At 61.4% G+C, this 11,795-nt stretch carries 9 protein-coding genes; 2 read left to right on the top strand and 7 right to left on the bottom strand.

What is annotated here, in order from left to right; all coding sequences use genetic code 11:
* Positions 1 to 2: 2 nt before the first annotated feature.
* Positions 3 to 1,295 carry an ATP-binding protein gene (locus tag J7557_RS15925; protein WP_291421028.1) on the bottom strand — a complete coding sequence of 431 codons (1,293 nt, stop codon included), beginning with the start codon at positions 1,293 to 1,295 and terminating at the stop codon, positions 3 to 5.
* A gap of 87 nt (positions 1,296 to 1,382) precedes the next feature.
* Between J7557_RS15925 and ppk2 the strand changes: the two genes are divergently transcribed.
* Positions 1,383 to 2,237: a polyphosphate kinase 2 gene (gene ppk2, locus J7557_RS15920; protein ID WP_291421027.1), complete on the top strand. Its 855-nt coding sequence runs from the start codon at positions 1,383 to 1,385 to the stop codon at positions 2,235 to 2,237.
* Positions 2,238 to 2,377: 140 nt separating this feature from the next.
* Here ppk2 and J7557_RS15915 read toward each other — a convergent pair whose 3' ends face one another.
* A complete protein-coding gene (locus J7557_RS15915; protein ID WP_291421026.1) occupies positions 2,378 to 3,289 on the bottom strand; it encodes a sugar kinase in 912 nt (303 codons plus the stop codon).
* 143 nt (positions 3,290 to 3,432) lie between these two features.
* On the opposite strand from J7557_RS15915, the gene J7557_RS15910 reads away from it, so the two are divergent.
* Positions 3,433 to 4,917 (top strand): mannitol dehydrogenase family protein, encoded by a 1,485-nt coding sequence (locus tag J7557_RS15910; protein WP_291421109.1) that lies wholly within the window; start codon positions 3,433 to 3,435, stop codon positions 4,915 to 4,917.
* Positions 4,918 to 5,039: 122 nt separating this feature from the next.
* On the opposite strand, the gene J7557_RS15905 is transcribed toward J7557_RS15910, so the two are convergent.
* From J7557_RS15905 to J7557_RS15885, 5 genes are all read right to left on the bottom strand, one after another.
* Complete coding sequence (locus J7557_RS15905) at positions 5,040 to 6,194, bottom strand: iron-containing alcohol dehydrogenase (RefSeq protein ID WP_291421025.1); 1,155 nt, start codon at positions 6,192 to 6,194, stop codon at positions 5,040 to 5,042.
* Positions 6,195 to 6,348: 154 nt separating this feature from the next.
* The gene (locus J7557_RS15900) at positions 6,349 to 7,731 is read right to left on the bottom strand and encodes an aldehyde dehydrogenase family protein (protein ID WP_291421024.1); all 1,383 of its coding nucleotides are present in this window, start codon (positions 7,729 to 7,731) and stop codon (positions 6,349 to 6,351) included.
* A gap of 180 nt (positions 7,732 to 7,911) precedes the next feature.
* The gene (locus tag J7557_RS15895; RefSeq protein WP_291421023.1) at positions 7,912 to 9,270 is read right to left on the bottom strand and encodes a glutamine synthetase family protein; all 1,359 of its coding nucleotides are present in this window, start codon (positions 9,268 to 9,270) and stop codon (positions 7,912 to 7,914) included.
* 86 nt (positions 9,271 to 9,356) lie between these two features.
* Positions 9,357 to 10,901, bottom strand: a complete 1,545-nt coding sequence (locus J7557_RS15890) for an amino acid permease (protein ID WP_291421022.1) — start codon at positions 10,899 to 10,901, stop codon at positions 9,357 to 9,359.
* Between the two features lie 40 nt (positions 10,902 to 10,941).
* Positions 10,942 to 11,712, bottom strand: coding sequence for an N-formylglutamate amidohydrolase (locus tag J7557_RS15885; RefSeq protein ID WP_291421021.1), 771 nt, complete (start codon positions 11,710 to 11,712; stop codon positions 10,942 to 10,944).
* Positions 11,713 to 11,795: the final 83 nt, after the last annotated feature.

Genomic DNA, 11,795 nt, shown 5'->3' with positions numbered 1-11,795 from the left:
CACTATGGCAGCATAACATCCACGCGCAGCCCTTCGCCGGGGCGGCTCTTGATGGAAATCTGCCCGCGATGGCGCTGCACGATGTGCTTGACGATGGCCAGGCCCAGGCCCGTGCCCTTCTTCTTGCGGCTCGTCTCGACCTCGATGCGATAAAACCGCTCGGTCATGCGCGGCACGTGTTCGGGTTCGACGCCCGGCCCATGGTCGACGACGCTGACGAGATGCTTGAACCCGCCGCGATCGACCTTGGTCAGCGACACATCGACGGTCTTGCCGTCCGCGCCATATTTGATGGCATTGTCGACGAGGTTTTCGAACACTTCATAAAGCTGGTTGCGGTCGCCAATCACTGTTACCGGCCCCTCGGGCAGGTCCAGGACCACATCGAGTTCGGCCGCCTTGGCCTGGGTCTGCAGCCCCTCGCGCACTTCGCGCAAAAGCCCCGCCAGATCCACCGAGCCGGTCGGGCGCACATGCTGATACATTTCGATACGCGAGAGACTGAGCAGATCATCGATCAGCCGGCTCATGCGGTCGGCCTGGCCGCGCATGATGCCAAGGAATTTTTCGCGCGCCACCGCGTCCCGCGCCGCCGGGCCGAGCAGCGTATCGATAAAGCCCAGCAACGAAGCCAGAGGCGTGCGCAGCTCGTGGCTGGCATTGGCGATGAAATCGGTGCGCATGGCATCGACGCGCTTCAATTCGGTCAGGCTCTGGAAGGTCACCAGCAGGTGCCGATCATCTTCCTCGAGCCAATCGCTGCCGGGACTGCGGATGGGCGCCACGGTGACGCGATCCCAGGTTTCGCTCGGCAGCGTTTCGTGCAGTTCAAAACTATGCGGCGTGCCCGTGCGCAGCGCGGCGTCCACCGCCGCCACCAGTTCGGGATTGCGCATGACAAGGGTAAGCACCTTGCCCTTTTGCACATTGGGATATTGGCTCGCCGCCGCCTGGTTGCGATAGGCGACCGTGCCGCGCCGATCGAGCACGAGACAGGCTTCGCCCAAAGCCTCGGCAAAGGCGGCCATCACATTTTCATCCGGCCCCTGGGGCAGAACGGGCGCGGCCGGCGTTTCGACGATCCGCGTCACCGTGCGCACGGGCATGGGCAGGAAAGCAACGAAGGCCAGCGCCACAAGATAGCCGAGCGCGGCAAAATCGGGCCGCAGATTGCCAAAAAGCACCAGCGCGACAAAAAGGCCGGCGAGCCCCAGGAGGAGCCCGGCATAATTGATGATGCGCGCCAAAATAGCCTGGCCACGCAGCACTGTCTGGGGCGACTGGGAATCGTCCATTTTTGACTGCCGAATCAAGCGCTTGCTCCCGCCTCTTGCGCGGGATCAAAACTTCTAGCACGTTGCTCGTGACAATGGAGCGACAGTGTGAGCGATCCCCTTACTGGCTTTGACATCGACAATCCCGAGCTACCCTCCGCCATCAAGAAAGCGGCCCTGAAATCGGGCGGCTATCCCTATGACGAGAAGCTCGATGGCGACGAGTATGACACGCAGCTCTATGCGCTGCAAAAGCAACTCGTGCTGTTGCAGGCCCATATGGCCAAGGCCGGCGAGCGCATCGTCCTCGTCTTCGAGGGGCGCGATGCTGCCGGCAAGGGCGGTACCATCAAGACGATCCTCGAAAATCTCAATCCGCGCTTCAATCTCATCGCCGCGCTGCCCAAGCCGAACGACCGCGAACGCACGCAATGGTATTTTCAGCGCTATGTCGATTGGCTCCCCGCCTCAGGAGAAATGGTGCTCTTCGACCGCTCCTGGTACAATCGCGCCGGCGTCGAGCCGGTCATGGGCTTTTGCACGCCCGAACAGACCGAACTTTTTCTCGACGAGGCCCCCGAATTCGAGAAGCGCCTGACAAAGGACGGCATCCGCCTTTTCAAGTTCTGGCTCTCCATCGGCCGCGAAATGCAATTGAAGCGTTTTCACGATCGGCGGCACGATCCACTCAAAACCTGGAAACTCTCGCCGATCGATCTCGAAGCGCTCAGCAAGTGGGACGACTATTCCAAGGCGAGGGACCGCATGCTGGAGCGCACCGATTGCGCCCATGCGCCCTGGACCGTCATCCGTGCCAATGACAAGCGCCGGCTGCGATTGAACGTCATCCGCACCGTGCTCAACGGCTTCGAATATGAGGGCAAGGACAAGAAGGCCATCGGCAAGATCGACGACAAGATCGTGCTGAGCGCGGATGAATTTCTGAAGATGGATGGGGAGTAGAGAAAGGCCCCCTCACCCGCCGGCTGCGCCGTCGACCTCTTCCCCAGAGGGAGAGGTGTCGCTCAGCGACTTCAGCAATCCCCCACCTCTCCCTCTGGGGGAGAGGTCGGCCGCAGGCCGGGTGAGGGGGCCTTTCTACCTCACTTCAAAAACTTCGGCTCCACCAGCGCACCCTTGTGGCCGATAACCACCCCCGCCACACGATGCGCCTCTTCCGCCGCCTCGCGGATCGATTTTCCATTGAGCCGCGCCGAGAGATAGCCGCCATTAAAACTGTCCCCGGCACCGGTGGCATCCACCACCTTCTCGGCCGGTTTTGGCGCAATCCGCACGCGCTCAATCGCCGTCGCGATCAGCGCTTCCTTGGCCCCATCCTTGACCACCACCTCCTCGACCCCAAGCTCGAGATAGCGGTCGGCTGTCTCATCCACGCTCTTGTCGCCAAAGAGCGGCGCTTCATCGGTATGCGTCGGCAGCACGACATCGCAAAGGCCGGCTGCGGCCGTCAGCACCGAGGCCATAACCCTTGGGCTGGACCACAAAGCCGGTCGCAAGTTGGTATCAAAAGCGATCCTCGCGCCGTTGTCCCGCGCCTTGACGATGGCCCCGAGCAGCCGCCCGCGCGCTTTGGGTGCCAGAATGGCGAGGGTAATGCCGGAGAAGTAGACAAGGCTCGCGCCTTCCACGGCCTTTTGCAGCGCCGACTTGTCGTCCGCCAGCAGCTTTGCCGCCGATTGGTCGCGCCAATAGGTAAAGTGCCGGTCGCCCTTGTCCTGATGGATCATATAGAGCCCCGGCCGCCGCTCGGGGATCGTGCCGATATGATCGGTGCCGATGCCGTTGGTCTTGAGAAAGCCGCGGATATCGTCGGAGTACCGGTCCTTGCCCAGCGCTGTCACATAGTCGACGTCCCAACTCTTCCCGAGCAGCGCGCGCAGATACCAGGCCGTATTGAGCGTGTCGCCAGCATAGCCCAGGCGATAGGTGCGATCTTCGCCGCCGCTCATTTCGATCATGCACTCGCCAATGCTGACGATCCGCTTGCCGGCCATGGCCATCCTCCCAATTCCTCCAAAGGCTTATGCCGGGCCCCGCTTGCGCGGACAAGCCTGCAACCCATAAACAAGCGTAGCTAGCCGCAACTAGTCTTCCATACAAGATTGGAAGTCACTATGCTGCGCCCCGATTTGCCTCAATTGGAGCCGTCATGACCAGCCCGCGCCTCAGCCCAGCCACCCTCGGCTCCCTCAAGCCGGGCATCGGCGTGCCGAAATATGATCGGGCCAAGGTGACTCCCGGCATTGTGCACCTAGGCATCGGCGCCTTCCATCGCGCGCACATGGCCGTCTATGTCGACGATCTCCTCGCGGACGATCCGAGCTGGGGCATTGTCGGCGCCAGCCTTCGCCGCCCCGACACCAAGGAAGCGCTGGAACCGCAAGGCGGGCTCTACACGATCGCCGTGCGCGACGCCGAAGGCACGCATCCGCGCGTCATCGGCTCCATCCTCTCGGTCATGGACGCCAATACCGAGCGCGACGCCCTCCTCGACCTGATGGCATCGCCCGCTATCCGCATCGTGTCGCTGACAGTGACCGAAAAGGGCTATTGCCACGACCCCGCGACCGGCGAACTCGACCAGAACCATCCCGACGTGGTCCATGACCTCGCCAATCCCGCATCGCCGAAATCGGCACCGGGCATGCTGGTCGAAGCCCTTGCCCGCCGCAAGGCGGCCGGCATCGCCCCCTTCACCGTAATGAGCTGCGACAATCTCCCCTCCAATGGCGAAACCGCCAAGCGCATCGTCACCCGCTTTGCTGCGCTACGTGATGCCGATCTCGGCGAATGGGTCAAATCGGTCGCCTTCCCCTCGACCATGGTCGACCGCATCGTGCCTTCCACCACCGATGCCGACCGCGAAGAAGTGACGAGCTTGATCGGCGCCGAAGACTCTTGGCCGATCATGACCGAGCCATTCACCCAGTGGGTTGTGGAAGACCATTTTCCGGCGGGCCGCCCGGCCTTTGAAAAGGTCGGCGCACAGCTGGTGAAAGAGGTCGAACCCTTCGAGCACATGAAGTTGCGCATGCTCAACGGCTCGCACTCGACTATGTCCTATCTGGGCTATCTCGGCGGCTACCAATATATCGCCGAGGTCATGGGCGACGCCGCCTATGTAAAACTCATCCACGGCCTGATGACCGAAGAAGCCATGCCGACGCTCGACATGCCCGGTGTCGATCTCGGCGCCTATCGCGACCAGCTCCTCGAGCGCTTCCGCAATCCGGCGCTAAAGCACCGCACCTGGCAGATCGCCATGGATGGTTCGCAAAAACTGCCGCAGCGCCTCCTCGGCACGATCCGTGATCGTCTCAAGGCCGGCCAGCCGATCACCCGCCTCGCCCTCGGCGTCGCCGCCTGGATGCGCTATGTCACCGGCATTGACGAGGACGGCAACGAGATCGACGTCAGGGATCCGCATGCGCTGAAGATGATGGCGATTGCAGCAGATGCTGGAGACGATCCGGTGGCGCTATATGATGGCTTGTCGAGCCTGACGGAAGTTTTTGGTACGGACCTGGCTGGCCATGCCGTGTTCCGCGACACGGTAGTCGGCCATCTCGAAAGCCTGTTTGACGAGGGGGCCAAGGCGACGGTGGCGGAGATCGTCGGCTGACGGCGAGCCACCGCGCTCACATTCCTCCACGGTGTCATTCCCGCGAAAGCGGGAACCCCTAGAAACGGAGGTCCCCGCTTTCGCGGGGATGACACCGAGAGAGTGGGAGGTCGAGAAAAAACCTAAACCTTCCCCTCCAGCGCCCGATCGAAAATCGCCAGCGCCCGTTCCTTGGTCAGTTCCACCGGATTGCCACCCGCTGTGGGATCGACAATGGCCATATCCCCGATCTTGTCCCGCTGCTCGCCATCGACCTTGAAATCCCGCAGCGTGTGCGGCACTTCCAATCGCAGGCGCAGCCCAATCACCGCATGCAGAAATGCCTCAAAACTCGGCGCCAGCCCGATATAGGCCGCCAGTCGCGCGATCTTGCCTTCGATGGCCGATTTATTCGCCTGCAGCACATAGGGCATGAACACCGCATTGGTCATGCCGTGATGGGTATCATAGAGCGCCCCCACCGGATGGCTCAGCGCATGAATGGCCCCGAGCCCCTTCTGGAACGCCGTCGCCCCCATGGCCGCCGCGCTCATCATGTGCCCGCGCGCCTCGATATCACCGGGATTGGCCGCAACCTTCGGCAGATTTTCGAACACCAGCCGAATACCTTCCACCGCAATGCCGTCAGCCAGCGGGTGATAGCCCGGCGCGCAATAGGCTTCCAGACAATGCGCCAGCGCGTCCATGCCCGTGCCCACGGTGATGAACTTTGGCATGCCCACCGTCAGTTCGGGATCGGCAATGACCACCTTGGGCATCATCAAGGGATGGAAGATCACCTTCTTGGTGTGCGTAGTCTCGTCAGTGATGACGCCAGCGCGCCCCACTTCCGAGCCCGTTCCCGCCGTGGTCGGCACCGCAACAATCGGAAAAATCCCCTTTGGATCGGCGCGCGTCCACCAATCGCCGATATCCTCAAAATCCCACATCGGCCGCGTCTGTCCGGCCATGAAGGCAATCACCTTGGCCGTATCGAGCCCGGAACCACCGCCAAAGGCGATGACCCCGTCATAACCACCCTCGCGCAAAACCTTGATGCCCGCCTCGACATTGGCCGAAATCGGGTTCGGTTTTACGTCGGAGAAAAGCCCAACCTCGATGCCTCCGGCCTTCAAATCCGCCAGCACTTTTTGCGTTACCGGCAATGCCGCCAGCCCCGCATCGGTCACCAGCAGCGGCTTTTTTATTCCCGCCACCTTCAGCGCATCGGGCAATTCAGCAATGCGCCCCGCCCCGAAGCGGACGGCGGTCGGATAATTCCAGTTGGCTTTGGTCATTCTGCCTCGTGTCCCTAACTAACTCTCCGTCGTCATTGCCGGGCTTGTCCCGGCAATCCATCTCGCCTCCGCATGGACCACCGGGACAAGCCCGGTGGTGACGATAGAACGGAGAGAAATCCTCACTTGTGCCTCGAACCACGAGGGCCTGGCACTAGACCCGCCGCAGATGAAAACTCTTCGGCTGGGTCAAATTGTGGTAGCCGATCTCGCTCAGACCCCCGCCCTTCCCGGTATCCTTCACACCGGTCCAGACGAGCGCGGGATCAAGATAATCGCAGCGATTGGCGAAAACCGTGCCGGTCTCGACCTCGCCGCCGATCCGTCCGGCGGCCGCGATGTCTTCGGTCCAGATCGACGCCGTCAGCCCATAGGGGCTGTCATTCATCAGCGTAATCGCCTCGGCGTCGTCAGCCACCTTCATGATGCCTACAACCGGCCCAAAGCTCTCCTCGCGCATGACGCTCATCTGATGATTGACGCCGGTAAGAACTTCGGGTGCCAGATAAGGCGAACCGGCTGCATCGCGCTTGTCGCCCCAGTTGAGATGCCGCCTCGCCCCACCACGCACCGCTTCTTCCGTTTGGCTCCGCACATGATCAGCAAAATTGCCGCGCGCCATGGGTCCGACAATCGTGTCGGGATCGAGCGGATCGCCCAGGGTCCAGCTCCGAGCCTGCTCGATGAAGCGCTCGACAAACCCATCATAAACGTCAGCATGCACATAGATGCGTTCGACGCCGCAGCAGGATTGCCCCGAGTTAAAAAAACTGCCATCGACGAGGTTTTCGGCGGCAAAATCGAGATTGGCGTCGGCGCGGACATAGGCCGGGTCCTTGCCGCCAAGCTCAAGGCCCAAAGTGGCAAAAGTCCCGGCCGCTGCCCTCTCGATCCGCCGCCCGCCTTCCACCGATCCGGTGAAATTGATGTGGTCGATCTCGCCCGAGCCGACCAGTTTTTCCGTGTCGGCATGGCTGAGCACGAGGTTCTGGAAAATCCCCTCCGGCAGCCCGCCCGCCTTGGCCGCTGCCGCAAAGCGCTCGCCCGCCAGCAGTGTCTGGCTCGCATGCTTCAAGAGCACCGCATTGCCCGCCACCAGCGCCGGCACGATGGAATTGACCGCCGTGAGAAACGGATAATTCCACGGCGCTATGACCAGCACCACGCCCAGCGGCTCATGCGAGATATAGCGCACAAAACCCTCTTTCGTGGGCCGCATCGACGGTGCCAGGGCCGTCTCGGCAATATCGAGCATATGCCGGCTGCGTTCCTCGACCCCGCGCTTTTCCGCCCCAAAGCGGATCGGCCGCCCCATCTGCCAGGCGAGCTCGGGCACGATTTCGTCGTTCATGGCGAGGAGGGAATCGACCATCCGTCCCACCGCCGCAACGCGCTCGCCCACCGACACCGCGCGCCAGGCCCGCTGCGCCGCCTTGGCCCTGCTCACGGCCGCGGCAATGGCTGCTCCCTCCAGCGTCTGCCGCTCGGCAAACACTTTTCCGTCCACGGGGGAAATGATCTGGACCGTCTCGGTCATGCTTTTGTTCCACTCAAACTTTATATCATTGCCGGGTGGCTCTCGAGAGAACCCACCAGCCGCCCCCATTCCTTCGTCACTACCGGGCTTGTCCCGGTAGTCCATGCGGAGGCAAGATGGATTGCCGGGACAAGCCCGGCAATGACGACGAACCATGGGTGTTGCTGCAAACGGGCCTCTTCAACTCCGCTCGAACCCGCGCTTGCGCTCCCAGTCGGTCACGCGGCGATCGTATTCGAACTGCTCCCAATTGCCGGTGTGCACATAGTGCTCCACCACCTCGGCCCCGAAAGCCTCTCGGAGCATTTTTGAGCCCTTGAGCGCAGCCACTGCATCACGCAGTGTCTTGTGCACTTCACGCAGTTTTTCGCCCGAATACGCGTCGCCCGAAAAGGCCGGCTCCAACACCAGCTTGTCCTCGATCCCCTTCAACCCCGCCGCCAGCAGCGCTGCAAAGGCCAGATATGGATTGAGATCCGCACCACCAATACGGCACTCGACGCGCACCCCCTTGGTGTTCTCGCCGCAAAGCCGGAAACCCGCCGTGCGATTGTCACTGCTCCAGATCGCCTTGGTCGGCGCAAAGGTGCCAACCTGAAAGCGCTTGTAGGAGTTGATATAGGGCGCGAGGAAATAGGTGATGTCGCCGGCATAGGTGAGCAGCCCGGCCATGAAATGCTTCATCAGCGCGGACATGCCGAGCGGGTCGCTCTCATCCACAAACTGGTTCTTTCCGCCCTTCGCCAGCGACATATGGATATGCGCGGAAGACCCGGCGAGATCATAGGCCCACTTGGCCATGAAGGTTACGGCCTTGCCCTGGCCGAAGGCGATTTCCTTGGTCGCATTCTTGATGACCACATGCCGGTCGGCCATAACAAGCGCCTCGGCATAGCGCACATTGATCTCTTCCTGGCCGGGGCCCCATTCGCCCTTGGAATTTTCGACCGGAATGCCCGAGGCATGCAGTTGATTGCGCAGCGCCCGCATCACCCCTTCTTCCTTGGTCGTCTGGAAGATGTGGTAGTCCTCGATGTAATAGCCGGCCGCGGTCAGGTTCTGATAGCCCTTGTCATGGGCCGAGCGGAACGTCTCGTCGAAGAGATAGAATTCCAGCTCGCTGGCAAAATTGGCCGAGAGCCCCATGGCTTCGAGCCGCGCCAATTGCTTTTTCAGAATGCTGCGCGGCGCATGCGGAATGGGCTCGTGATGATGGTGGTCGACGAGGTCGGCCAGCACCAGCGCCGTACCCTCGAGCCAGGTGCACTTCATCAAAGTCGAAATATCGGGCTTCATGACGAAGTCGCCATAGCCCTTGCCCCAATTGGCCGCCGCGTAGCCGGGCACCGGTTCCATGTCGATATCGTCGGCGAGCAGATAATTGCAGCCGTGGGTCTCGTCCATGGCGCCATCGAGGAAAAACTCGGCCTGAAACCGCTTGCCGATCAGCCGTCCCTGCATGTCGGGAAAAGCGACGAGCACCGTATCTATCCGCCCTTCGGCGACGTCCTTGCGCAGTGTGTCGAGCGAATAGCCCACGTTTTTGTCCCTCTATTTGTCAGCCCGCCGCGTCATTGGTGCGCGATGGGGTCGGGGCGCCGTTCTCCGCGGCGCCCCTTTTCTCGTCAGGCCTTTGGTGCCACCGCCGCCGCCACGGCGGCATCGCCGCGATGCTCAAGCGCGAACTCTTCTTCGGGCGAGAGGATCAGCTTGTGGCGACCCACCAGGGCGAAATAAACGACGCCGATGGCGCACCACAGGACGACCCAGATGACACCCTTGTAAAAATTCGGGTCCTGCAGCTGGTAGAACAGCGTCACGGCCGCGATGATGATGGTCAGCACCGCGCCCGGAATACCCACCGGCGAGCGGAACGGCCGTTCGATATTGGGCTGATTGCGCCTGAGGATGATGAAGCTCAGCGCCTGCATGATGTAGCTCAGCATGGCGCCGAACACGGCCATATTGAGCAGCACCGAGCCGATGATATCGTCACCGAGCTGGGTTTCACCCGGCCCACCACCACCATTGACGAACCAGATCGCCAGCATGACGACGAGGCCGAGCGTCGCGCCCGAAATCATCGCCAGATGGGGCGTCTTGTACTTTTCATGCGTCACCGAGAGAGCCGACGGAAAATATCCCGCGCGGCTCAGCGAATAGACCTGGCGGCCCTGTGCGTAGAGAATGGTGTGGAACGAGGCGATCAACCCGATCAGCGCCACGATGCCAAAGAGCGGCGCAGCGGCATCGCCATAGATGGCGCGGATACCATCCAGAGCCGGTTCAAGCGACGATCCCAGCGCAAAGCTGCCGACACCCGGAATGGAGGGGTTAAGCAGCACGATGAGAAAGGCCGAGAGCAGCAGCGTGCAGAAGCCAAGCAGAATGCCGCGCGGCAGATCACGCTTGGGGTCGACCGATTCTTCGGCCGCAAGCGGCACCTGCTCGATGGCAAGGAACAGCCAGACCGCAAAAGGTAGCGTCGCAAGCACACCCTGCCAGCCAAACGGGAACCACGAACCATTGCCCTCCGGCAATTCGACTGCGGCACCATCCGGCCCCACACCGATATTGAGCGCCCAGCGGCTGAAGTCGATGTTCGGAAAAGCGCTGAACCAGAAGAAGGCCAGACCCGCCAGCGAGATCAGGGTGACAACCAGCGTCACCTTGTAGCTCAGCGCCACGCCGTAGATGTTGAGCGCCAAAAAGATGACGAAAAACACCACCCAGAGCACCGGGTAATAGGCCGTATCAAGCCCGGTGATCGAGCCAAAATAGCCCGAGATAAAGGTGCAGATCACCGCCGGGGTGAGCACATATTCGACGTTCTCGAAAAGCCCGGTAATGAAACCGCCCCATGGCCCCATCGAGGTACGCGCGAAGGAATAGGCCGCGCCGGTATGCGGCAGCGCCGGGCTCATTTCGGCGATGGAGGAAACGAGGCCCAGATACATGATGGCGATGATGGCGGCGGCCACGACCATGCCGCCCCAGCCGCCCGTCATGAAGCCAAAGTTCCATCCGGAAAAATGGCCTGAAATCACCGCGCCAACGCCGAGCGCCCAAAGCGACCAGATGCCAGCGTAACGCTGCAATCCGCGCTTTTCGAAATACGACTTGTCTCGTGTCGCATAAGCGACACTTCCCACCTTCTTGGTATCAGCCATGGTCCCTGTCCCCTTGGTTATGCTGAACCCTGTGTCCCGCCTAATGCGTTCGGGCCTGCCGTCGCTCCTCAAGCGCATGTTGCAGGCTCCGCGCAACAAGGCCGGCCCATTGGCCAACCCCTTCGGGCGAGAGAATTTCGTCGTTACGGATTTCGATCATGGTGGCTTCGAGCCCGCGCCCATCGCCATGTTTTTCGAGCGTCAACGTCACGCCATTGAGCGCGGCATAGGGCTCGTTCCAGCCGATATTGAGTTCGGGGCGTTCCGCCGCCATCGCGTCGCGAAAAGCCTTGGTGAAACGCTCGTCCCGCCCATGGATGACCCCGATAGGCCAGGGCCGCTTCTGACCCAGAAACACCGGCGTAAAGGAGTGCATGCAGACAACAATGGTTTCGATGCCGGCATGGCGGCGCGCTTCGAGCAGGACGTCGATGGCGCCGTGAAAGGGTCGATGATACTGGGCGATACGATAGTCCCGTTCTTCGGGGGTGATATTTTCATTGGCCGCAATGCGCGTGCGTTCGGAAAGCGTCCAAATCAGGTCCGGCGCATCGAGGGCGCGATTACAGTCGATGATGAGGCGCGACACGGTGGATTCCACCAGCGGCGCATCGAGCAGGTCCGAAAGCACCCGGCTCACTGCCAGCGCGCCGGGGTCCCAGGCAATGTGGCTCAGTCTTTCGCTCGGCGTCAGGCCGAGATCGCCATAGCGTTCGGGAATTCTATTGGAGGCATGGTCGCACAGAATGACGAAGGGTGAAGCCCCCCGCGCATTGGTCACCAGAACCGATTTTTGCGCTTCGCCGTCCATATTCCCTCTATAGGCAAGCGATTAACTTCTGTAACAGTAGTTCCACAAACGAAACTTCTGTCAATATTGAAACGCAGAGTTCA

This window comes from Devosia sp., assembly GCF_017744655.1.
Lineage (GTDB): Bacteria > Pseudomonadota > Alphaproteobacteria > Rhizobiales > Devosiaceae > Devosia.
The sequence above is the reverse complement of the archived record's forward strand: the minus strand, read 5'-3'. Positions and strand labels throughout refer to the sequence as shown.

Excerpts from the sequence above, each read along its gene's own strand:
- J7557_RS15890 (WP_291421022.1), bottom strand. The coding sequence starts at position 10,901 with ATGGCTGATACCAAGAAGGTGGGAAGTGTCGCTTATGCGACACGAGAC.
- J7557_RS15915 (WP_291421026.1), bottom strand. The coding sequence starts at position 3,289 with ATGGCCGGCAAGCGGATCGTCAGCATTGGCGAGTGCATGATCGAAATG.
- J7557_RS15885 (WP_291421021.1), bottom strand. The coding sequence starts at position 11,712 with ATGGACGGCGAAGCGCAAAAATCGGTTCTGGTGACCAATGCGCGGGGG.
- J7557_RS15925 (WP_291421028.1), bottom strand. The coding sequence starts at position 1,295 with ATGGACGATTCCCAGTCGCCCCAGACAGTGCTGCGTGGCCAGGCTATT.
- J7557_RS15905 (WP_291421025.1), bottom strand. The coding sequence starts at position 6,194 with ATGACCAAAGCCAACTGGAATTATCCGACCGCCGTCCGCTTCGGGGCG.
- J7557_RS15900 (WP_291421024.1), bottom strand. The coding sequence starts at position 7,731 with ATGACCGAGACGGTCCAGATCATTTCCCCCGTGGACGGAAAAGTGTTT.